11 protein-coding genes are annotated in these 24,696 nt (G+C 49.9%); all 11 read left to right on the top strand.

Going from position 1 to position 24,696, the window contains the following annotated elements:
• Window positions 1–15 precede the first annotated feature (15 nt).
• The 11 genes from BUB18_RS22140 to BUB18_RS22090 all read left to right on the top strand — a co-directional run bounded on the left by BUB18_RS22140 (window position 16) and on the right by BUB18_RS22090 (window position 24,643).
• Window positions 16–1,785: a RagB/SusD family nutrient uptake outer membrane protein gene (locus BUB18_RS22140; RefSeq protein WP_083550539.1), complete on the top strand. Its 1,770-nt coding sequence runs from the start codon at window positions 16–18 to the stop codon at window positions 1,783–1,785.
• Window positions 1,786–1,808: 23 nt separating this feature from the next.
• On the top strand, window positions 1,809–2,297 hold the full coding sequence (locus tag BUB18_RS22135; protein WP_073085229.1) for a CHRD domain-containing protein: 489 nt from the start codon (window positions 1,809–1,811) through the stop codon (window positions 2,295–2,297).
• A 16-nt stretch (window positions 2,298–2,313) separates the two neighbouring features.
• Window positions 2,314–3,756, top strand: coding sequence for a glycosyl hydrolase family 28 protein (locus tag BUB18_RS22130; RefSeq protein ID WP_073085228.1), 1,443 nt, complete (start codon window positions 2,314–2,316; stop codon window positions 3,754–3,756).
• Between the two features lie 52 nt (window positions 3,757–3,808).
• On the top strand, window positions 3,809–5,833 hold the full coding sequence (locus BUB18_RS22125; RefSeq protein WP_073085227.1) for an alginate lyase family protein: 2,025 nt from the start codon (window positions 3,809–3,811) through the stop codon (window positions 5,831–5,833).
• A gap of 104 nt (window positions 5,834–5,937) precedes the next feature.
• A complete protein-coding gene (locus BUB18_RS22120) occupies window positions 5,938–10,875 on the top strand; it encodes an RICIN domain-containing protein (protein ID WP_083550535.1) in 4,938 nt (1,645 codons plus the stop codon).
• 83 nt (window positions 10,876–10,958) lie between these two features.
• Window positions 10,959–12,347: a family 43 glycosylhydrolase gene (locus BUB18_RS22115; protein WP_073085225.1), complete on the top strand. Its 1,389-nt coding sequence runs from the start codon at window positions 10,959–10,961 to the stop codon at window positions 12,345–12,347.
• Between the two features lie 14 nt (window positions 12,348–12,361).
• Window positions 12,362–13,951, top strand: a complete 1,590-nt coding sequence (locus tag BUB18_RS22110) for a glycoside hydrolase family 43 protein (protein WP_083550592.1) — start codon at window positions 12,362–12,364, stop codon at window positions 13,949–13,951.
• A gap of 281 nt (window positions 13,952–14,232) precedes the next feature.
• Window positions 14,233–18,390 carry a hybrid sensor histidine kinase/response regulator transcription factor gene (locus BUB18_RS22105; RefSeq protein ID WP_073085224.1) on the top strand — a complete coding sequence of 1,386 codons (4,158 nt, stop codon included), beginning with the start codon at window positions 14,233–14,235 and terminating at the stop codon, window positions 18,388–18,390.
• Window positions 18,391–18,661: 271 nt separating this feature from the next.
• Complete coding sequence (locus tag BUB18_RS22100) at window positions 18,662–21,826, top strand: SusC/RagA family TonB-linked outer membrane protein (protein ID WP_073085223.1); 3,165 nt, start codon at window positions 18,662–18,664, stop codon at window positions 21,824–21,826.
• A gap of 24 nt (window positions 21,827–21,850) precedes the next feature.
• Complete coding sequence (locus BUB18_RS22095) at window positions 21,851–23,623, top strand: RagB/SusD family nutrient uptake outer membrane protein (RefSeq protein ID WP_073085222.1); 1,773 nt, start codon at window positions 21,851–21,853, stop codon at window positions 23,621–23,623.
• A gap of 18 nt (window positions 23,624–23,641) precedes the next feature.
• On the top strand, window positions 23,642–24,643 hold the full coding sequence (locus BUB18_RS22090; protein WP_073085221.1) for an IPT/TIG domain-containing protein: 1,002 nt from the start codon (window positions 23,642–23,644) through the stop codon (window positions 24,641–24,643).
• The last annotated feature ends 53 nt before the right edge of the window (window positions 24,644–24,696 follow it).

Below are 24,696 nucleotides of genomic sequence, written 5' to 3'. Positions count from 1 at the left end.
GTTAAATATTTAAGAATGACCTTACATCACCTATACGGGAAGATCTGGATGGCAGGCGTGTTTAGCATAGCCTGTTTTATTACAGCATGTAAAAAAGATTTCCTCGATCAAAAAAAATTATCGGCGATAGATGAAACAGCTGTTTATCAGGATAGTACAAGATCGCTGGGAGTCATCAATTCTTTATACGCTAACCTCGGCATTTCATTCAACCCACGGAGATTTAGTAATACCGGCCTGGATGCCGCCTGTGATGAATCAGAGCCGCTGCCGGACCCGGCCAGTTTCACCTACAAAATTTCAAGCGGCGGTATCAACCCTAATAATGCCGACAAAGGACTATGGGGCACCACCTTTCAGATGGTGCGCATCGCGAATATATTTTTGAAGAATAAGGACAGTATTCCGGTGGCTCCCGAAACACGGGACTACTGGACAGGACAGGTCAGGTTTTTAAGAGCCTGGTATATTTTCACCTTGTTAAAACACTACGGTGGCATACCGTTGATTGGCGACAAAATATATGGCGACAACGACAAAATAGATGTGCCGCGCAGCTCCTACGAGGATTGCATAAAGTACCTGACAGCAGAGCTGGATGCCGCCGCCGCTGCACTTCCCACATCGTATCGTTCCGGTGATGTAAACCAATTGCGGGTGACACGTGGCAGCGCATTAGCCGTAAAGGCACGGATGCTCCTGTATGCTGCCAGTCCGCTCGTGAATAGCGGCCCCAGAGGAGATGATCCTGAACATTTACTCACTTTCCCCGCGGCAGATCCACAACGTTGGAAGCTGGCGGCAGATGCTGCTAAAGCGGTTATTGACCTGGGTGTATATAGCCTTTACACGGCATCTTCCACGCCGTTGTATACCTTCTTCTTACAAAATACTCCGCAAACAGAACACGTGCTGGTGTACTGGCAACCCTGGACCACCGCTAATAATTTCTATATCGAGGCCAGTGCCAACCCAACTTCACGGGGAGGCATGAATGGCTGGGCAGGTGTGAAATACTTTCCTACGCAAGAGCTGGTGGATGAATTTGATATGAGTAATGGCTTGCGGATTACTGATCCTGCATCGGGCTATCCGGGGATTGGTGATGATATGTATAAAAACAGGGACCCACGGCTCACCTATACCGTGCACTATAACGGCTCCATACGTTTGCTGGGAAACTTCGGTGATCAGCGTGTGAATACCTATACCGGGGTAATTCCCACAGGAAATGCGGCTGCCACCAGCGCCAGCCTGGATGGTATCTACACTTCCACGGGCACCCTCACCGGCTACTTCCGTTACAAGATGTGTAATGGCGGTGGTGGCGAATTGTATCGACCATGGGTAGTAATGCGCTATGCCGAAGTGCTGTTAAATGCAGCCGAAGCCACTAATGAATACGCCGGTCCTACAGCAGATGTCTACGACTGGTTAAAGCTGATCAGGAGTCGCGCAGGAATAACCCCTGGCGCCAATAATATGTACGGATTGAAGCAGGGTATGACCAAAGACGAAATGCGTGAAGCCATCCGGCATGAGCGCCGCGTGGAGTTGGCCTTTGAAGAGCACCGGTTCTGGGATGTACGCCGCTGGAAAATAGCGCCGCAAACAGAAAATGCAGAAACCCACGGGATGGAAATTACCAGGGCCGCCAACGGAAGTTTTTCCTATCGTGTAATCACCATCCGAAAACACGTGTTTACGGATGCGATGTATTTCTGGCCTATACCACAAAGTGAGCTGACGAAATCACCGGCACTGAAACAAACGCCCGGGTATTAAAACACAATTTCAATGATAGAATTATGAAAAGCATGATAACTGCGATGATGGTGATAGTTGTACTGGCAGCGATCAGCTGTACTAAAGGAGGTGAACTGGAGCGGATCAACAGTACACAGTATACCGTTACTTCCTTGGCCAGCAGCAGGCAACTGGTGCCTGGCCTGGATACAACGTTCAGCGGAACCTTCAACGGTTTTTACGATGAGCAGGGGAATGGCCTCACATTTACCATCGGCTGGAAAGACTTATGGGGCGCCGCGAAAGATACCATCATATCCGTGAATTTTTACGGCCCTGCGGGTCCGGCAGAAAATGGCCCTTTAGTGCGCTCCCTGCCGTTTGTGAGTACTCACAGTGCATCCAGCATCAACCTGGGACTGGCAGGGATAAAAGGATTTACCGCGGATGAAAGGAAAGACTTCCTTGCAGGAGCCTGGTACTTCACCATTAATACCAAAAAGTATCCAAACGGTATTATCCGCGGGCAGTTGGCCCCAACCAAACAATAAAACTATCAAGTTAAATATGCAAAAGATTTTATTTCAGATTTTCCTGGCAGGCTTGTGCTGCTTCACCGCAAAGGCCCAGCAACTGGTAACCTATCCGGCTCCCAAAGCGGTGGTGTACGGTATGCACAATGATGATTATACCGTAAAGGTAAGGCAGCAAGGCGGGGAGTGGCAGGACCTCTATGAATACAATGTAAAAGTAGACCTGGACAAACCACAGGATGCCTCCATGGTGTATTTTGATTTTTCAGGAACGGTGGAGGTGTTTGTTCAGAAGAATAACGGGAACGCCAACACGATAAAAATTCGCCCTTATGCAGCGGATATAAAACCTGAACTGAATGGTAACAGTATCACCTTTACGCTGACCAAACCTTCCAAGCTGTCTATAGAATTTGATGGGGACAAATTGCATAACCTCCATTTGTTCGCCAATCCGATCGAAACCTTTCAGCCGAACCCGAAAGACCCGAACGTGGTCTATTTCGGGCCAGGCTTGCATGTGCCGAAAGACCTTCCCGGCGACGCGTTTAACATCACCTCAGGCAAAACCGTATACATAGCTGGTGGTGCCGTGGTCAGGGGGAAACTGCTCTGCGATAAAGTGAAAAATGTAAAAATCATCGGCCGTGGTATTATTGATCAGCCACAAAGAGGCGTGGAGATCCGGCATTCCAGTAATGTGACAGTGGATGGCATCATCGTAGTTAATCCTAAGCATTACACGGTGTTTGCCGGTGAATCAGATCACCTGACCATCCGTAACCTGAAGTCGTTTAGCGCCAGCTCCTGGAGCGACGGACTGGACTTTATGAGTTGCAGTGATGTAACCGTGGACGACGTATTTATGCGTAACTCCGATGATTGTATCGCCGTATACGGCCACCGCTGGGAGTTTTATGGGGACGCAAAAAACTATACGGTTACTAATTCCATCCTGTGGGCAGATGTAGCGCATACGATTAACATCGGTGTGCACGGCAATACAGCAACTACCGGCGACGTGATTGAAAACCTCCTGTTTAAAAATATCGACATACTGGAGCTGGATGAGGATGACCCCAGTGCAGAAGGCTGTATGGCTATACAGGCTGCGGATCTGAACCTGGTGCGCAATGTTCGTTTTGAAGATATCCGGATAGATAATTTCCAGGAAGGGAAGCTGCTGCAGTTAAAAGTAGCTTTTTTCGAGAAGTATAATGCCGCGCCGGGCAGAGGTATAGAACAGGTATCTTTTAAGAATATCAGCTATAACGGTTTCAATCATTCTCCTTCACTCATTGATGGATTGGATAAAGCGCACCTGGTAAAGGATGTATCCTTCGAAAACCTGCGAATCAACGGTAAAGTTATGACCAGCCTGGAAGAAGCCAATATTAAAACCGGGGAGTTTACCGAAAATATATCCTTCAAAAACCTGCCGTCTCTTAAAAAAAGTTTGACAGGCGTAACGAAATAGTGGCCTGCGAAGTAACGCAGGATTGTTAGGAATGATAAATTAATGTCTTACCATGAATCAAATAAAATACGGGTTAATATTTTTGTTGCTATTAAACCCACTGGTGGCGGCTGCACAAAATTTTATACATCCGGGAGGCCTGCATTCGCGGGTTGATTTAGACCGCATGAAAACACAGGTGGCTGCCGGGGCACATCCCTGGATCGACAGCTGGACTGCCTTAACACAGCATCCCAAAGCACAGCATACCTATACGCCGGCCCCGCAGCCTAACATGGGTGTTAGCAGGCAGCGTGCTTCGGCAGATGCAGTGGCGGCCTACCTGAATGCATTACGCTGGTACATTTCCGGCGATACGGCATACGCTGCCTGTTCACGCAAAATTCTGAACGCCTGGGCTTATACAGTTAACCAGGTACCAAGTGGGCAGGATATTCCCGGCCTGATGGGTATAGCGACGTATGAATTTGCGGTGGCAGGTGAAATATTACGGCTGTACCCCAACTGGTCGCCGGCGGATTTTCAGCAGTTTAAAAACATGATGACCAACTACCTGTATCCGAACTGTCACGACTTTTTAACCCGCCATAACAATACCTGCATCACGCACTACTGGGCTAACTGGGATATCTGCAATATCACCGCCATCCTGGCCATTGGTGTGTTGTGCGACGACAGGGACAAATACAATGAAGCCGTCACCTATTTTAAATCCGGGGCAGGCAATGGAAATATCACGAAAGCAATCCCCTTTCTGCATCCGGGTGGCCTCGCACAGTGGCAGGAAACCGGCCGCGATCAGGAACATGCCCTGCTGGGCATAGGCATGCTGGCCACCTTTTGCCAGATAGCCTGGAACCAGGGGCAGGATTTGTATGGCTACGATAATAACCGCCTGTTGGCAGGAGCAGAGTACACAGCCAAATACAATCTCTGGAAGGAGGTGCCCTATACCACTTACAATAATTGTGATGAGGTGATGAATTATTGGGCATCCGAACAAAATAGTTTTGGCAGGGGCAGGTTGCAGCGCCCCATCTGGGAAATGATTTACAATCATTATGTGGTGAGAAAGGGGCTGAATGCGCCCTATGTAAAAGCCATGGCAGAAGTAAACCGCCCGGAAGGATACGCCCACGACGATAACCTGGGTTTTGGCACGCTTTGCTATACGCTCAATGCCGCAGCCTCACCTTATCCGGCTGCTCCTGCGCCGGCCGCACCTGCTGGTCTGCAGGCAACTGCCAGTGTAGGAAAAGTCTGGCTCAAATGGAATCCTGTGGCTACCGCCAATGGCTATGAAGTGTTGCGGGCTACCACTAACGGTGGCCCCTATACGACCATCGCCTCCTACAAAGGAACTAACCCGTTGTATGAAGATGGAGCTATTACAAACGGTACCCGTTATTATTATGTGATAAAAGCGGTAAATCAGGCGGGCAGTAGTCAGCAGTCGGCACAAGCTAATGCCACACCTGCCGCTACCGGCGCATTACCTGCGGGCTGGGCTGTTGCTAACATTGGTACTGTAGCCACCGCAGGCAGCGCCGGCTATGCGAATGTAAGCAACGGCACTTTCGTAGTCAGCGGCTCAGGTGCTGGCGTTGGTGGTACGGCGGATGGTGCAAGCTATGTGTATAAAAAAATATCGGGAGATGTTACCCTTACTGCCCGCCTGGCGGCTGCTACCTGGCATGGTGGCGGAGGCCAGAAAACGGGGATCATGATACGTGAGTCCCTCGCCGCTGATGCGGTTAGTTTCAGTATGACCTCCGGTGATGGAGGTGTGCGGGAAGCAAGATTTGGTAGTCGTACCACCACTGGTGGCAAAATGAACTTTACTACCGGTAACGCCTACACGCGCACGCCTACCTGGTTCCGCCTGCAGAAAAGCGGGAATACTATTACGGCGTATCAGTCCACCGATGGCCGCACCTGGTTTGCAATAGGTACGCCGGTAGCAGTATCTATGGCTGCTGACTATTATGTAGGCATGGCCGTATCATCCGGTAACGCCAATTTAAACACTGCAACATTTGACAGCGTAACGGTGGTAAACCGCTTCACAAGGAAATAGTATATACGAACGGATATAGTATCAGCATCAATATAAGAGCCGGTAGGAGAAAGCAATGCGTGCAGCAGAATATGTCTTTTTTTAACCCTCACCAATAGTATTATATGATGAAAACTTTAATTCCACGTACCAGCCTGTTCCGGGTTATAGGAACAGTGCTGTTGATTTTTTTCTGTTCCCTCAAAATACATGCACAGCAATTTGTGCATCCCGGTATTCCGTTGTCCGCTTCGGACCTGACCATCCTGAAAAACCACATCCAGGCGGGAGACTATCCCTGGAAACAGGCCTTTGAAGTGATGGCTGCAGACGGTAAAGCCCAGCTTACTTATCAGATGCAGGGACCATTTGCCACCGTAAGCAGGAGCCCTGATGTAAACCGGGGACAGTGGATGAATGATATGACTGCGGCCTTTTACTTATCGCTGATGTGGTATTTTACAGACAATGAAGCGTATGCAGCAAAGGCGCGGGATATCCTGGTAGCCTGGGCTACTACGCAGACGCAGTTTACCGGACAGCTGGGTAACCTCGACCTGGGGGATTTTGCCTTTGCCTATGGTGGCGCCGCCTCCATACTCCGGGGAACCTGGAGTGGATGGACGCCTGCGAATACGGCGGCTGTTCAGAACCTCTTTAATAACGTGTACTGGCCTCCTTCAGGTTGTGGAGGCTATGCGCTGGGGCCGGCTAACAAAGGTACTTTGAGTATAGCTGCCGGCGCGGCCATTGCAGCCTTTTCTGATGATCCGGCAAAAGTAGCACACATCATACACCTGATGCGATACATAGGCGCTACCGGATTGGCCAATACACTGCCCAGCGGTGAAAATGGAGAGAGCGCAAGAGATCAGGGACACGCCCATGGTATGTGGGGCAACCTGGCATTTGCCGCAGAAGTGCTCTACAAGCAGGGGCTTGACCTTTACGCCGAGTTAGATAACCGCCTCCTGGCAACAGGGGAGTATTTTGCCAGGAAGAATGATGGCTTGCCATTGGGATATATACCTTACGGTACTACAGATGCCCACTATTTAACTGATGAAAGTGGTGTTTGGGATGGTGGCAGATGGGGATTGACTTTCATTCACGGTGCCTACCTGGTGCGTAAGAGTATGAGTTCCGCAATTGTATCGAAGCGGCTGACAGATATACCAAGGCGGTTTGATCCGGTGTATACCTGGTATTATAAATCAGCCGACCCTGCTACAGCAGCAGTTCCGCCGCAAACCGAAATTGTGCCTGCTCCAGGGAAAGTGGGTACTGGTGGATTAACAGATCTGGATGTAGGAGCAACCGCTGTGGCAGGAAGCAGCTCCTATAACAATAATATTTGGACGGTAACAGGAAGCGGCACTGAAATCAGCACACATGCTGCTGATGGGCTGCATTTCGTTTATAAAGAAGTTACCGGCAACTGTTCTGTAATTGCTAAGGTGGAAACGATCGGTAAAAGCGGCCTCAATGCAAGAGCCGGATTGATGATTCGTTCTGACCTCACCGCTACTTCAGCACAAAGAGCCTGGATCGCCATTAAATCAGGCAAAAGGGCAGAAGCCTTTATGCACGGATGGACAGAAGTGAGAGGAGGCTCCAATTGGGAAAAAGCGGAACGGCCCATCCCGGAAGATGCCTATTGGGTGAAAATTGAAAGAATCGGAGATGTGATCGTAATGTACTATTCCGCAGATGGTACCAGCTGGGCAGCGGAAGTACAGGGGCGCTTCGAAGGCTTTACAGGCAAGGCTTATATAGGTTTGGCTGTTTGCCCTGCTGCCAGCGGCGTACTGGATACTGCCACCTTTAGTCATGTAAGTGTTACCGGCGGACAGGGAGGTATGGTTACCGTGCCGGAAGCACCTCACTCCGTGTATGCGTACCCGGGAGATAACCTGGTGCGTGTACGCTGGCTATCTTCATTTGGTGCCACCAGTTATACGGTTAAAAGGTCATCGTCAGCCAACGGCACCTATACCACCATCGCGGCGAATGTTGCAGGTAATAGTTTTGAAGACACACAGGCCACTAATGGCGGTGCCTATTACTACAGGGTAAGTGCTGCCAATGCAGCGGGCACCAGCGGGGATTCCCCGGCAGATGTAACTACGCTTCCAGTACCATATGTGCCACAAACCTTAAATGGCTTGTATCGTATCATAGCCACACACAGTAATAAAGCAATAGAGGTTAAAAATGCCAGCATGGCAGATGGTGCCCTGCTGGCTCAAAAAACCTATTCCTATGCAGGTAACCAGCATTGGTTAATTACGCCTTTATCCGGAAACGACTATAAGGTGATAAATCTCCAAAGTGGCAAATCGATGGATGTGGTAGGCAACGCCAAAACGAATGGTGCCGGCGTGGAACAGCGAACTTATTCCGCTGCTGATTCCGCTCAGATGTGGACGATTACAGACAGAGGCAACACTACCTTTAACATCATTGGTAAGGCCAGCCAAAAATCACTGGATGTACCCGGCTCCAATACAGGGGAAGGGGTATCCATCACCATCAACCGGTGGCTGGATGGCACCAACCAGGTGTTCCGCATCGAGCCGGTTGCCGTGGCAGAAATGGATTCCGTTTACCAGAAAAAACTGGCGGAAGCCATCAAACTACGGGATACTACACAAGTGAGTAGCTCCGTGGAATACGGCAAATTTCCTGTGGCAGCAAAGGCACAGTTAAACGACAGTATCGTGTATGTACAGTCGGTTTACAGCCCATCGGCGGGCGTGATAGCGGTCAGCAGCTATGTTGCCCTGCTGGAAACAGCCATCAGACGCTACCAGGCAGCCATGTACTATGGTACCAATACGCTCGCTAACGGTAACTACTATATTAAACCGCTTACCAGCGATTCCCTGTGGACCAAAAATGCCACCAACACCCCTCTGTTCAGCGTGCCGGATTCAGATCCATTGGTGCAAATCTGGAACGTAACCAAACAGCCAAACGGCAGGTACAAAATCGTTTGCCTGAGTGCGCCCACAGGATTTAGTAACTACATCAATGAAAATGGGCAATTTGGCCGTTCGGTGTCGCCCTATCTGGATACCTGGAATTCCATGAACATCTTTTTTGATGGTACTTCCTATGCTATCCAACGGGCACAACTGGCCGGAAACGGTTTCTGGTATATCAGTGGCAATCAGGTCAGCAGCTATATTGGTGCCGATAACGATCCCGTTCCTTACAGCTTCCCCTTCCGTTTTGAACCGGTAGGAATTATTCCGATCAACCTCAAAGTAGCTGCGGGCGACCATAAAAATATACTGGAATGGGACCCCGTCTTCAACTTCACTTACCAGATCAAACGTGCCACCACTCCGGGAGGGCCGTATACACTGCTAGCCACCCAGGGTACAAGTCGCTTTACCGATTCCACCGTCGCCAATGGAGCTGCCTATTATTACATGGTAGTTTCTGCGGATAGCGCTGCAGTGAGCCCTGAAGTAGCTGCATTACCGAACGTAGGCCAGCTCACTTACCTGAAATTTGATGAAACAAGTGGTACTAAGGCGATCGACAGCTGGGGTGCTACACATGCTACGCTCGCTGCGGTAGCCACGCGCGACACCGGCAGATACGGAAACGCATTGCTGCTGAACGGTACGGCGAATGCCTATGCTACACTGCCCGCAGGCATAGTGAGCAACTTATCCGACTTCACTGCTTCCGCATGGGTAAAAATGAATACCGTTTCAAACTGGATGCGGGTATTTGATTTCGGAAACAATACTACACAGTATATGTTCCTTTCCGTGCAGGCAGGCACTACTACCGTAAACGGTGTACTCTCTTCTACTGTACGCTACGCTGTTAAAAATGGTGGTACGGAGTTAAACGTAAGCGCGCCTTACGTGTTTCCGTTAAATACTTGGGTACACCTGGCAGTTACGCAATCAGGCAATACTGCGCGACTCTACATCAACGGTGCGCTGGTGTCTTCCAATACAAATCTGAACATCAAACCGCTGCAATTAACTCCTGCTGGCACCACAACGGGAACTGCTTTAAATTACCTTGGTAAATCGCAGTTTAACGACCCGGTTTTTAACGGTGCAATAGATGAATTTAAAATCTACAGCAGGGCTTTGAGTGATACTGAAATTGCAGATATGGCTCCTGCCATGATCGCTCCTGCAGCACAATCACGCTGCTTCAACGACAGCAACGTTTATGCTATTCCGTTAGTTGCTACCGTGGGTAATGGCGGCATCGCAGCTATCAGCTACACAGTGAGCGGCGCAACCAGCAGGAATGGAACAGGCACAGATGCAGGTGGTACCTTCAACGTTGGACAGTCGGTGATCACCTGGACGTTAACGGATACACGCGGCTGCCAGGGTACTGCTGCCACTACCATTACAGTCAATGCGCCACTGCAGGTAGCTGTTCCTGATGTAGCGGCCATCAGCTATCCCGGTACTGAAAATAACACCATTTACCAGGGCTATGGTCCTGATTCATTAACTGTGCGTGCAAATGTTTCCGGTGGTACAGCGCCGTATACCTATGCATGGAGTACTGGTGTAAACACGCCATCCATCACAGTAAATACCAGCGGTAATTATTTTGTTACCATTACTGACAGTAAAGGCTGTACGGGCACAGACAGTACCAGCATTGCAGTAACGGACGTACGCTGCGGTAACAATGGCGACAAGGTGAAGGTATGTCATAACAATACCACGCTTTGCGTAAATGGCGACTCCGTGCCAGATCACCTGAATCATGGTGATTACCTGGGCGATTGCGCCGCTGCTGCCTACAATAACAAAGCAGGTGGCCTGGCAGCGGGAGAGGGCATCGTGATCGTGTACCCTAATCCTGTTAAAGATGTATTAACGGTGCAGTTTAAAAAAGCAACACCGGGTATGCACATTAAGCTGTATAATCAAACTGGCGTACTGGTAAAAAATATTCCGGTAACCAGGTCATCGGAAGTGATTTCGGTGGGTGGATTATCAGCCGGTATTTATTATGTGCAGATCACCGGCAATGGTATAAATCTGACTAAAAAAATTGTAAAAAATTAGTCTGTTAAATTTGGCGTAACATGCCAGTACAAGAAGGACAGTAGTATTCCTGCTACTGTCCTTTTGCTCGTAATTTGAAAGCTATGAATATGAAGATAATTAAACTACTGATCGCACTTGCGTTTATGCAGGAGGGTTATGCACAGCAAAACCCTTTCGGCCACGCGCTGGTGCCGGATATGATTGCAGATGCCAGCTTACAGTATATCAACGGTGAATTTTATTGTTATGCCACTACCGATGGATATGGGCAGGGCCTGAAAACTTCAGGGCCACCGGTGGTATGGAAATCAAAAGATTTTGTTCACTGGCATTTTGCCAATACTTATTTTCCTTCCGCCTCCCGCCAAAAATACTGGGCGCCCAGTAAAGTGGTTGCTGCCAATGGAAAATATTATATCTATCCAACTGTAAATGGTTTTATGTATCCGGCGGTGGCCAATTCACCGGACGGGCCTTTTACACTGGCAAAGGGAGTGGATTCTTTCTATCTGCCATATACCCCGTCTACCCTGTTGCCATCCCATAATAAGCAGGCACCTGCGGGCATTGACGCGGAAATTTTTATTGATGACGATGGACAGGCCTATGTTTACTGGCAACGCAGGTATGCGGCTAAGCTGAACAGAGATATGGTTAGCATCGACACGGCATCTGTAGTGCAACTCGCTACCAAGCGTCAGGGTTATTCTGAAGGTCCCATCTTTTTTAAACGCAACGGGGTTTACTATTACCTTTATACATTAGGGGGAGATGAAAAATACCAGTATGCATATGGGATGAGTAAAACTTCGCCGCTGGGGCCTTTTGAATTTCCGGATAACGACATTATCACCACCACGGATCATGAGCACCGGATATTCGGCCCTGGCCATGGTAGCGTGTTTAATATATCCGGTACTGATGATTATTTCATTGCCTACCTGGAGTATAGCCGTGGCAGCACCAACCGCCAAACTTATGTGAACCGGCTGCGGTTCAATAAAGATGGTACCATCCAGCCAGTAAGCCTCACGATGGATGGCGTGGGTGCACTACAGCAGGTTCCGAAAGAAAAACAAATCAGGGTGATGAAATCCGCTGCATCAGGCGTACTCTCCAATATGGTGATCAAACCCGCGAAGGATACTATACTTCACAGAACGGAATCATTTGCTGCCAACCTCGCTTTCGATAATGCCAATGGTTCCCGCTGGATGGCTGCACCAAACGATTCAGCGCCATGGCTTATGGCGGACTTAGGAAAAATGCAACGTATACATCGTAGCAACATATACTTTGTGCGACCCACAGCGGGCCAGGCGTACGTATTAGAATACTCTGCGGACGGTGCAACATGGCAGCCCTGCGGTGGTAGTCTGCAGTTGCAAATGCTATCTCCCCAAACCGACCAGTTAAACATAAAAGCCAGGTACCTGCGGGTGAAAATATTAAAAGGCATTGCCGGTATATGGGAGTGGCATATTTATTAATGAAAAAAGTTGAGATGAAATTTATATTACTCTTGTTGTGTGGCCAGCTGGCAGGATTATTCGCCGTTGCACAGATGAACGGAAAATGGGGTGACCAGGGAAATGGTACTTATCACAACCCGGTACTGCCCGGCGATTTTAGCGACCTGGATGCGATACGGGTAGGAGATGATTACTACGCTATATCCAGTACCATGCAGTTTTCACCGGGTATGGCGGTGCTGCATTCCCGTGACCTTATTCATTGGGAGATCATCAGTCACGTAGTGGATGATCTTACGCGTATTAGTCCCAACCTCAACTGGGACCGGATGAACTGTTATGGCAGAGGCATCTGGGCAGGTTCGATCCGTTACTATCAGCATAAATTCTGGGTATACTTCGGCACACCGGATGATGGATTTTTTATGAGCAGTGCCACTGATCCGGCAGGGCCATGGGAGCCGGTTCACCAGGTATGGAATATAAAAGGCTGGGACGACTGCTGTTCTTTCTGTGACGACGATGGCCAACTCTATTTTATTGCCACCAATTTTGCCATGGACCCTAAGAACAGTAAAAAGTATAATATCCATTTGTTCAAAATGTCGCCCGATGGCAAGCGCCTCCTTATGGAATCTGATACCATCATTCATCAGTCCCACGGCAGTGAGGCCAACAAACTATATAAATTCGACGGCCGCTATTACCACTATTTCAGCGAAGTAAAACCCGAAGGCCGGGTGATCATGATGGAAAGGTCAAACAGCCTGTATGGCCCCTGGGAAATCAGGCAACTCAACCACGTAGATAAAGCCAGCGACAGGGAGCCCAATCAGGGTGGGTTGCTGCAAACGCCTTCGGGTAAATGGTTTTTCCTCACGCATCATGGCAGCGGCGATTGGGAAGGGCGGCCTGCCAGTTTGTTGCCGGTTCACTGGATCAATGGATGGCCGGTGATCGGTGAGCCGGATAAAGATACCATCGGCCACATGGTTTGGTCGGGAGTGTACCCCTTACCGATTCAAAAGCCGGCGGCCACAAATGAAGATCTCTTCAACAACCATCAGCTCAATGCCAGGTGGGAGTGGAACTATCAGCCCCGCGCCGATAAGTGGTCCCTCACGGCTCGCCGCGGTTATCTGCGGCTATATGCCTTTGCGCCCATTCCATCCAATAAACCGGACAATGTAATCCTGCGGGCCGGTAACACGCTCACGCAGCGCAGCATGCGAGCGCAGCATAATGTTGTTACCGTAAAAATCGATATCAGTCATATGGCGGATGGCCAATACAGTGGACTCACACATTTTTCTACCACCAGCAATAGTCTGTTTGGTATCCGGCAGGAAAACGGTATTCGTACATTGGTGTACTGCACCAACGGAAAAGATACTACTGGTATGAGGATACACGGAAAAGCCGTCTGGCTGCGGTCTTTCTGGGGTGCGGACGGTGTAAGCCGGTATGCATATAGTACTGATGGCAAATCCTACCAGTCATTTGGGGAACCTTTTCAACTCACCTGGGGCAGCTACCGGGGCGATCGTACCGGTATTTTTAATTTTAATCGCCGGGGGGATGAAGGTTATGTTGATGTGGATTGGTTCAAATATGATTACTAAATCACCGCCCCCGAAGGGGGAGTAATACACTCCTGTAACAAATGGCTAATATCTTAAAGGTCGGGGTGTAGGGGTTAACAGCTATTGCAAATAATTCACTATTCCTGCAAAATAATGCGTAAAGAATAAATAATTGTCATTCAGACAAAAATTACTATTATGCACCCTGAATGATGTGGATTTCCCCCCTTTGGGCGGCCACTGCACAGGGAGTAAACTCGTCATTTCGCCAACCAGTCAGCCAAAATAGAATAGGAATAGGGGACTTTCAATTTCACGGGATGAAAAAATTGGTCATGCACTGTCTGCTGCTGATAGTGGCAGCACTCCGCCTGCCGGAGGCCTTTGCCGGCGATAACCGCTATCACGTTATATCCTACCTGGGCATAGAACAGGGACTGTCCAACAACGCGGTTCGCTGCGTATTCCAGGATCATAAAGGCTTCATGTGGTTTGGTACCTACGATGGCCTCAACCGCTTTGATGGCAATGTATTTAAAGTTTTCAGAAATAAGTTTGGCGATAGCAGCTCTCTGGTGAATAACTGGGTGTTCACCATCCATGAGGATCTGCAATATAAACTTTGGGTAGGCACCCGCCAGGGGCTTAATACCTATGACCCCGTTTCCGGGAAATTCAGTCCGGTGTATTACCAGCAGCACGGCACTAAACAGCTGGCCCGCATTACCGCTGTAGTGCGGGATATCAGGCGCGATGCAAAAGGGAATATGTTCATCGCCACCGAAGGCACCGGGCTGCTGTATTGTCCGGCTGGCAGCTACACGGCGGTGCAGGTGCCGGTGTTAAGTGAGGGTAAACAGTTACTATCCTATGATGCCGGCGCACCCGAATTGGCAGCTAATGACGTAGTATGGTTTTTTGTACAGGGGAGAGGGCTGTGCAGGCTGGATAAAAATGCCACGCAGGCGAAGGTGGTCAACACGGCTATTTCAACAGCCGATTGTATTAAACCCAACGGTGATCAATTATGGATCGGCACCCCCAACGGATTAATGCAATACGTCATCTCTTCCAACACCTACGGGCAAGCCTATACGGAGGAAAACGGGAAGCTGGCTTATAACAAAGTATCCTCGCTATTCCTCGATAAATGTGGCCGCCTTTGGGTAGCTACCAATGGTGGGGGAATCAGTATCATTTATACGGGAGATGGTAGCGCCGCAGCGCACATCCCCGCGGGAAACAGCAATTACACACTGGCCAGTGCCTCTGTAAGTGCTATCTATGAAGATACGGAAGGCCGCAAATGGATAGGCACCCTGAGAGGCGGCGTAAATATTATCGATCCGAAAAAAGACCGCTTTCAATCCTACCTGCATGACCCATTAAATAACAATAGTCTCCCCAGCAATTTCATATTTGCCTTTTGCGAAGAAAAGGACGGCACCATATGGGTAGGTACGGACGGGCAAGGCCTGAGCCGGTGGCAAAGGCATTCAGGCACCTTCACCAACTATGCGCATCAGGCAGGAGTATCCAATTCCCTGAGCGATAACTTCGTTACCAATATCCGTTGCGATAAAGACCAGCATATCTGGATCTCCACCTTCTGGGGAGGGGTGAACCGCTTCGATAAAAAAACGAACAGCTTCCGGCATTATAGTTTGCTCAGTAATAACAGCGAAAAAGAAAGTAAAACAGTATACCTGTTGTATAAGGATAGTCAGGATAACTTATGGGCCGGCACGTTCGACAGGGGCGCCCTGTACAAAGGAGCCCTGTATAAATATGACCGCCTGCAGGATGCTTTCCGCGTATTCGATGATAAGCTACCTGACTTATTTACCATGGCGGAAGACCGCAACGGGCAATTGTGGGCAGGTAACCTGCATAGCCTGATTAAGATAGACACGCTGCACAGGCAGCACCAGTCCTACACATTAGGCAATCCTGTGAGGGCCATTCAGGAGGACAGCAAAGGGCGCTTCTGGATCGGTACGGAAGGTGGTGGACTGATCCTCTTCGATCGCCAGGCAGGCAAAGTGCTGCAACGCTACACCACCGCCGAAGGGCTTTGCAATAACGCCGTACTCAACATTCTGGAAGATGAAGCCGGTGACCTATGGATCAGCACTTTTTACGGCATTTCCCGCTTCAACGCCGACAAAAAAATATTTACCAATTTCTACCAGGGAGATGGGCTTTCCAGCAACCAGTTTAATTATAACGCGGCGCTACGCCTGCGTTCGGGAGAGTTGCTATTTGGCGGTATCAAGGGGCTGAACATTTTCCGGCCTGCAAATATTGGCGCCTCCGGCAATCAACCGGAGATGCACTTCACGGACATACATGTAAACAACCAGCGCCTCGGGCAGCTGACGCAATACATTCAGGACCAGCGAGGGGGCGAGATCCGTAAAATTAAAGTCCCCTACAACGAAGCCGTATTTTCCTTTGCATTTACCGCACTGGATTTCTCCACCTCCGATAAAATTGCATACACCTACTTTATGGAGGGCTGGGATAAAAACTGGAATCAGGCTGGCAACAGCAGAACCGCCACGTATACACACCTTGCCGCTGGCCATTACACATTTCGTGTAAAGAGTACCAACGCAGAAGGGCAGTGGCTTAATAATGAAATCAGCCTGGAAATTATCGTGCTGCCACCCTGGTATGCCACCTGGTGGGCCTGCCTGCTCTACCTGCTCGTAGTGCTGGCCGCAGCAGCTGCGTTCATTACCTACAAAACCAAACAGCGCCGCCTCAAGTACGAAATTGCCCTGGCTAAGCTCACTACAGAAAAGGAAAGAGAACTCAACGAAAAGAAAATCGCCTTTTTTACCAATGTATCGCATGAATTCCGCACGCCGCTCACGCTAATCATTAATCCTGTGAAGGACCTGATGGAGGAAGAGGAACTAACGGGGAAGCACCAACGCGAGCTGAATACGGTATACCGGAATGCCCGCCGCCTGCTGCGGCTACTCGATCAGTTGCTGCTCTTCCGGCGGGCCGACAGTGAAATCGACCGGCTGAAACCCACCCGCTTCAACTTCACAGCATTATGCCGGGAGGTGTTCCTTTCCTTCGAACAGCAGGCGCAGTCGGACAACCAGGCCTACACCTTCCTGTGTGATACTACTGACCTGTATATTACCGGCGACCGGGAAAAGCTGGAAGTAGCCTTCTTCAACCTGTTATCAAACGCCTTAAAATATACCCCTGCCGGAGGCCGCATCACCTTAGCCCTGCAGCATACCGATCAGGAAGTAACTATAACGGTAACGGATACTGGTTATGGCATACCCGCCGAAAGCGCCCCGCATATATTTGATAAGTTTTACCGGTCGGAGCGTCAGTGCCACGCGCAGCAATCCGGCTTTGGAATTGGCCTGTACCTCGTAAAGCAGTTTATCACCCTGCATGGTGGCAGCATCAGTTTCCAAAGCGCAGCCGGGGAGGGCACCACTTTTACCGTGGTACTGCCTCGCGGTAGCGAAGCCACGCCAGAGGAGCCGGCCACTACCGTTACTGCCGGGCGTACCGGCTTTCTGCACACCATGGCGGAACCCCAGGAGCCTATGACGGAACTAACCGAAGAAGAAACGGAAGACGACACCATCGGCCTAAGGATAACGGATAAGCAAACCATGCTCATTGTAGACGATGATGAACAGATCCGGCAATACCTTGCCGGCATGTTCCGGCACACCTTCCAGCTGGAAGAAGCTTCCAACGGGAAGGAAGGCCTGGAGAAAGCCATTGCCATCCTGCCGGATGTGGTGATCAGCGATATCCGGATGGAAACGATGTCGGGCCTGGAGCTGTGCCGCGAAATTAAGCAGCATCCCCTCCTGAACCATATCCCCGTGATCCTGCTCACCGGCTCCTCCGCGGAAGAAGGAAAGCTGGAAAGCGCCGAGGTGGGCAGCGACTACTACCTCACCAAGCCATTTGAAAAAGAGCTGCTGGCAGCCACTGTACAAAGTGTGCTGCAAACAAGGGATAACCTTCGTAATTATTTTTTAAATGAAGTGACCCTTCGTAAAAATGATTTTAAAGTATCGGGGCAGTACAAGGAGTTCGTAGAAAAATGTATCGCCATCGTAGAAGCCAATTTGGATAACGACGCGTTTAATATCAAGGTATTGGCACGGGAAATAGGTATGAGCCATTCCTCCGTGTACAAAAAGATCCGGCAGGTATCCGGTGAATCCCTGCGTGGATTTGTTCGTTTTATCCGCCTGCGCAAGGCGGCGGAGCTCATGATTAATACCCCCCTTAACGTCAACGAAATCGGTTTCCAGGTAGGTATTAATGATGTGAAGTACTTCCGGCAACAGTTTAATAAGGTGTTCGGTATGAACCCTTCGGACTATATCCGGCGATACCGCAAAGTATTTGAGGACAAATACAAGCTGGAAAAAATTGATACAAAGCGTAAAGCGTCTGACCGTAAAAAAGCTGGCACCTGATCAGGGGTATGCTGCCGCCCTTCCCCGCAAATACAGCAGGGGAAGGGTAATATCTCCCTAAAATTCCCAATTTACCCCCCTTATTATGCGATTACCCCCCTTATAGTTGGGGGGGAGAGGTGTTTACTTTGCATACTGGCCAGCATTACTTATCCATCAAAATGAATTACTCGTTATGAATCATCAGCTATTTCGCTTATCCCTGATTTATCGTCAGTAGAAATTGATCCAAGCATTATTATCCACGTTCAACGCCACTAAAAAAACTGGTATGCGTAAAAACAGACTATTACCATTATGTGCCGGGTTTCTCGGAACATTGCTATTCCTTTTATGTACTAATTATTTGCCGGCCCAGGTGAAAGCTACTATCACCGGCAAAGTGGTAAGCGCCGAAAATGGCGAACCACTGATTGGCGCTACCGTTATCCTGAAAGGTACCAAACAGGGTACCACAGCGGATAAAGACGGAGCCTTCACCCTCCCCGGCATAGCCAACGCCACGCTGGTAGTCAGCTACCTGAATTTCGAAAAAACAGAGGTGCCCGTGAATGGTAGCTTCCAGTATATCAGGCTCAAACCTTCCGGCAACATCGATGAGGTGGTGGTGGTGGGTTATGCCACACAGAAAAAGGCCACACTTACCGGTGCAGTGGAGCAGGTATCCGGTAAAATATTTGAAAGCAGGGCCGTTACCAACATCGCGCTGGCGCTGCAGGGGCAAACCCCTGGCTTAATTGTGACCAGGAGCTCCCCCCGCCCGGGCAACGAAGGCATTGCCATGCGTATCCGCGGCGCCACCTCCGTAAATGGCAGTGATCCGCTGATTGTGGTGGACGGGGTGCCTATCCTCAACAACTACTCCTTTCAAAACCTCAACCCGGATGACATTGAAAACATCTCTGTGCTGAAAGACGGTGCCGCCGCCATTTATGGCTCCCGCGCTGCTAACGGGGTCATTCTCGTCACCACAAAAAGAGGAAAAGGCAAGCTGAAAGTAGACTATAACGGTAACATGCGCTTTATCACCAACGGTATCACCGGATACTCCCCCAATATGCAGGAATACGCCACCATGTGGCTGGAAGCTAATAAGGAAGAAACCGTACCTAACTGGTGGGTATGGGGAGAAGATAACCTTAAAAAAATGCAGCAGGGCTACGAGGGAGCTTATGCCTTATACGGCACCGATTTCTATATCTATAACGCCAACAGGATAGACGAAATGTTTGCACCGCGCTATTCCTACCAGCATAATTTAAGTCTCTCCAACAGCACAGAAAAATCCTCCTACCGCCTCTCTTTTGGCTATGCGGATAACCAGGGCAACCTGGCCACGGCCTATGATGGGCAAAAGCAATATAACGCCCGGTTTAACTATGATTACAACCTGACCAAAAACCTGAAGCTGGAAACCAACATCAGCCTGATTGATGCTAAAACCAGCGAGCCTTCGGTAGGACTGGACAACACACTCTATGCCTACGATATGCCGTTTTTCCCGGCTAAAAATCCATATGGCAACTGGTTTGCCACCTTCAATGGTGTTGACGGCGGCGCCAACAGAAACGCCGCAGCCATGACCGCAGCCGGCGGCAGAAATAACAAAAATTCCCTCACCGGCCGCGTCGACGTGAAACTGACCTACCAGCTCACCAAAGACCTCGCCCTCGAAGGCCTGGCCTCCCTGCAAAACGAACGCTTTAACCAGGAGCGCTACGTACTGCCGGTACAGTTATACAACTGGTATAATGTGCCTACCGGCATCGGCCTTAATACCAATGGCACCAACAATGTCTACTATACCTATGCCTGGCAGGGCACTTATCAGTACTATTCAGCCCTGCTGCGCTATAACAAAACGCTCGGTAAACATAACATCGCTGCCATGGCCGGTATCAATGCGGAAAAAAACAACACCCAGTGGGTATCCGCACAGCGTGTAGGCTTTACCGATATGGGGGTATATGACATCAGCCTGGCTTCCACCACCACACAAACTAACAGTGGGTCTAAAAGTCTGAATGGCCGCTACTCCTACCTGGGCCGCCTCAACTACAATTACGCAGAAAAATACCTGGTGGAAATCGTTGGCAGAAGAGATGGTAACTCCCGCTTCGCCTCCGGTTATAAATTTAAAAACTTTGGTACGGTGCAACTGGGATGGGTATTTTCCAGCGAGGACTTCATGCAAAACCTGCACTCCCTGATCACCTTCGGTAAACTGCGTGCTACCTACGGCACTACGGGTAACGAAGCCTCCGGCCTCGGTGCATTCGACTATCTCTCTACTATTAACATTGGTACTGCCGTACTGGGCGCTCCTGCCTCGCAGCAGCAGGCTACCAGTCTCAATAACAATGGCCTCATCAGTTATAACAGAACCTGGGAAAAAGTAAAGCAGCAGAATATCGGAATCGACTTAAACTTCCTGTCTAACCGGCTTTCCACCAACTTCGACTATTTCGTGAAAGAGAACATCGGTATGCTGGTGGATGTAACCTATCCTTCCGTGCTGGGTGGCTCCGCACCTAAAACCAACAGCGGCCGCTTCAGAACAAAAGGATGGGAATGGATACTCTCCTGGAAAGACAGTAAAAAAGATTTCAGCTACAGTGCCACCTTCAATATCAGTAATACCAATACGCTGGTAAGCGGTGTGGAAGGGCGCGACAGCTATAACGCCGGTCGCAATGATATCGTGAACGGCTATCCGTACCAATCCTGGTTTGTTTTTAAAACCGATGGCTACTTCCGCGATCAGGCTGATGTAGATGCCTACTATGCCGCATACGGCAAAAGCACGCTGCTGGCCAATATGCCGCAAAACAACCAGGCGGTGGCCCTCCGCCCCGGCGACACCAAAAGGGTAGACGTGGCCGGCACCAAAAATATCACCAACATCGGCAATGAAAAAAGTTCGCTGGTATACGCCGGTGATGGTACACCGCATTATACGTTTGGCCTCAACCTCGGTGCTTCCTATAAGAATTTTGATTTCTTCACCACCTTCCAGGGGCAACTGAAACAGAACATCATGCGCAATGGTTACATGGCCTATCCGTTTGTAGCCGTATGGACCAACCAGAACCCGGTGTTCCTCGGCAAAACCTGGACGGAGGCTAATCCGGAAGCGATGTATCCGCGACTCACCGTAAACGGTACCCGCTCCAGCTGGAACTATGGCAATAACGATTTCATGTTGCAGAACAACCGCTACATCCGCCTGAAATCACTCATCCTCGGTTACACGCTGCCGCAGCACCTAACGGAAAAGGCTAAACTGAATAAAGTACGTGTGTACTTCTCCGGTAATGACCTCTGGGAATGGACGAGCATTAAAGACGGGTTTGATCCTGAAATGGGCGAAGCCTCCATCAACAGCGGCTATCCATTCGGCAGAACCTGGTCCTTCGGATTAAACATCGGCCTGTAAGGTGTACCTCTAAAAACTGAATTCATGAAAACTATACTCAGCAATATCATTATAGGCAGCCTCTGTTTAGGTATGGTGGCCTGCCAGAAGAGTTTCATCGACCTGGAACCCAATGCACAGTTCACCGATGCCGTGTACTTTAAAAAGCCATCGGATTTCAAGGACTATGCCACCGCTTTTTATGGACAATTACCCGGTTGGAGCTATGCAACCATGGACAACTGGTCCGACATCTCCGCCAATTCAAACGGTAACGGATCGGACATTGGCACCGGTACCATTGCGGTGGGCAGCACCAACTGGAGTTACAACGGTATACGCAGCTGTAATACACTCCTGGCTAAAGCAGCCACCTACACCGGTGCCGGCGACATCAGCCAGTATGTGTCGGAGGCCTACTTTTTCCGCGCATTCGCTTATTTCAACCTCCTCAAAACATATGGTGGGGTGCCACTGGTAACCTCAGTGCTGAACGTGGATTCGCCGGAGCTGTATGATAAACGGAGTAGTCGCTACCAGGTGGTGACGCAGATACTCGCGGACCTGGATATGGCTATTGCAGCACTTCCTACAGAACAGAATATTGGTGCCACAGACAAGGGCCGCATCAGCAAATGGGCTGCCATGGCTTTAAAAGCGCAGGTGGAACTGTTTGAAGCTACCTGGGAAAAGTACGTGGGGCAGGGCCCCGATGGTGACGGCACCAGCGTAGGTGCCGGTACTGCCGGATATGATCCCGCCAACACAGCAAAATACCTCAATGATGCGGTGGACCTCTGTCAGCAAATCATTAACAACGGCGGCTATGAGCTCTGGAATAAAAATGCCGATACCAAAATGGGTAATCTCAGTTCCTGTTATCTGTTTAATCTTGAAGATGAGGGCAGCAACCCCGGAGGCTATAATAAGCAAAGCAATAAGGAGTTTATCCTGTATACCGTATACGACTACACGTTGCGGCAGTCGGGCCTCAATCTTTCCTGGACGGCCTGGCAGTTGTACCCCAGCCGCAAGTTTGTGGATATGGCCGTGTGTACGGATGGGTTGCCTCCCGGTAAATCGCCCCTGTTCCAGGGTTACCATACCACTACCTCAGAATTTCAGCATCGCGACCTGCGACTGCTCACTTACCTCTATGGCGCTACTACCGCGCCAGCGGCGGTAACGCTGGACTACAGCGGGTTGGGGACCAGCGGCTACGGTAACAGCAAATACGCGGTATATGGTTACGGCACCCGAAGAACGGATCGTACGGAGTCGGCCAACTGGCCGATTATCCGATTGGCGGAGGTATACCTGACCTATGCGGAAGCGCTGGTGGAGTTAAACGGCGCTGTTACCGATGCCCAGCTGGATGCCTCCGTGAACAAACTGCGTGACCGTGGCGGTGTGGCACATCTCACTAACGCGCTGGCCGCTGCCAATGGCTTGGATATGAAGGAAGAAATCAGAAGGGAGCGTACAGTGGAATTGTACCGCGAAGGCAAACGCTTTGATGACCTGAAGCGTTGGGGTATACTGGAAGCGTCCCTGAACCCGTCGCGACTGGGTAGGGTAGTAGGAGATGCGGGTTATGCCACTCCATTTAAAGATGCAGCCGGGAATGCTACTGCGGTGTATAAGCCAGCCAGTTATGTGTTTGGGGAAGAAGCGGTGGCTACACCGGCAGGTGTATTGAAATGCGTGGTGGTAGCCAGCTCCAGGAATAACAGCGTGGCGCAAAAGCACTACCTGTATCCGATTCCAACCTCGCAGATTATCCTGAACAAAAACCTGTTGCAGAACCCTGGTTATTAACCGCTTTAATTCTAAAATATGACTAAACATATGATCAGCAGTCTGCTACTCGCAGGCGGTATGCTGTTCTCCGCCTGTGAGAAAGACGCACAATTCAGGCAGTTCAATTACCCGGCCCCGGTGGTGAAAGATTTTTCGCCTAAGCAGGGATATGCGATGGGCAACATCACCATTGAGGGGCAGGACTTTGGCGAAGTAGTGGGGGCCGTAAAAGTATATTTCGGCAATGTAAAGGCAGATACCGTGCGTAGTGTTACCAATAACAAAATTGTAGTGCAGGCGCCTGCGAAAGGTGTTAGCGGTGTAATTACCGTTGAAATTTTTGGGAAGAGAGATTCACTGCCGCAGGTATTTACCTTCAAGCCTGCAGCCACGCTGCTGGCTATGAGTACCGCCCAGGCACAGCCCGGGGACGACGTGACACTCAGTGGTAAAAATTTTGGAACGGATAAATCGCTGGTACAGGTTTTTGTTGGCAGCACTGCTGCGGAAGTAACCAGCCTCACGAACGAGCAGGTGAAATTCAAAGTACCGGATGCACCTTCCGGCACTGTGACCCTGGTGGTGGATGGTCAGCGGCTGGCCGGTGCTTACCTGCTGATTGGCGTTCAAAAGCTGGGTGGTACGTTGTTTGGGCATGCCGGCTCCTGGTCAAATAATGCGGCCACCACCATTGCCGCTGCGGTAGACGGGAACATCAACACCTATGTGGACGCCGCTACTGCCACCGGCTACGTGGGTTACGATATAGGAGCAGGTAAAACTGCCTTGCTGAAATCAGTGCGGTATGTACCGCGCAGTGGAAACGGTGCCCGCATGGTGGGCGCACAAATCCGCGGTACAAACGATCCTACACTCACGGATTACACCGTGTTGTACACCATTGCCACCGCGCCACCAACAGGCGTTTACACGGAAGCGCAAATTTCCACCACTAACAGTTATCGATATGTTTATTACTACGCGCCGGCAGGCAATTGTAACATAGCGGAAATAGAGTTTTACGGAGTGGTTAAATAGCAGTTCTGTTTCTCGCAAAGCGGCATAAGGATTTTAAGCTCGCAAAGACATTT

It is taken from the genome of Chitinophaga jiangningensis, from assembly GCF_900142605.1.
GTDB classification, from domain to species: Bacteria; Bacteroidota; Bacteroidia; order Chitinophagales; family Chitinophagaceae; genus Chitinophaga; species Chitinophaga jiangningensis.
Note: the sequence above shows the minus strand (reverse complement) of the source record. Positions and strands in the feature narration are given on the sequence as shown.

Coding starts and splice junctions, on each gene's coding strand:
- BUB18_RS22140 (WP_083550539.1), top strand. CDS start 16: ATGACCTTACATCACCTATACGGGAAGATCTGGATGGCAGGCGTGTTT.
- BUB18_RS22135 (WP_073085229.1), top strand. CDS start 1,809: ATGAAAAGCATGATAACTGCGATGATGGTGATAGTTGTACTGGCAGCG.
- BUB18_RS22130 (WP_073085228.1), top strand. CDS start 2,314: ATGCAAAAGATTTTATTTCAGATTTTCCTGGCAGGCTTGTGCTGCTTC.
- BUB18_RS22125 (WP_073085227.1), top strand. CDS start 3,809: ATGAATCAAATAAAATACGGGTTAATATTTTTGTTGCTATTAAACCCA.
- BUB18_RS22120 (WP_083550535.1), top strand. CDS start 5,938: ATGATGAAAACTTTAATTCCACGTACCAGCCTGTTCCGGGTTATAGGA.
- BUB18_RS22115 (WP_073085225.1), top strand. CDS start 10,959: ATGAATATGAAGATAATTAAACTACTGATCGCACTTGCGTTTATGCAG.
- BUB18_RS22110 (WP_083550592.1), top strand. CDS start 12,362: ATGAAATTTATATTACTCTTGTTGTGTGGCCAGCTGGCAGGATTATTC.
- BUB18_RS22105 (WP_073085224.1), top strand. CDS start 14,233: ATGAAAAAATTGGTCATGCACTGTCTGCTGCTGATAGTGGCAGCACTC.
- BUB18_RS22100 (WP_073085223.1), top strand. CDS start 18,662: ATGCGTAAAAACAGACTATTACCATTATGTGCCGGGTTTCTCGGAACA.
- BUB18_RS22095 (WP_073085222.1), top strand. CDS start 21,851: ATGAAAACTATACTCAGCAATATCATTATAGGCAGCCTCTGTTTAGGT.
- BUB18_RS22090 (WP_073085221.1), top strand. CDS start 23,642: ATGACTAAACATATGATCAGCAGTCTGCTACTCGCAGGCGGTATGCTG.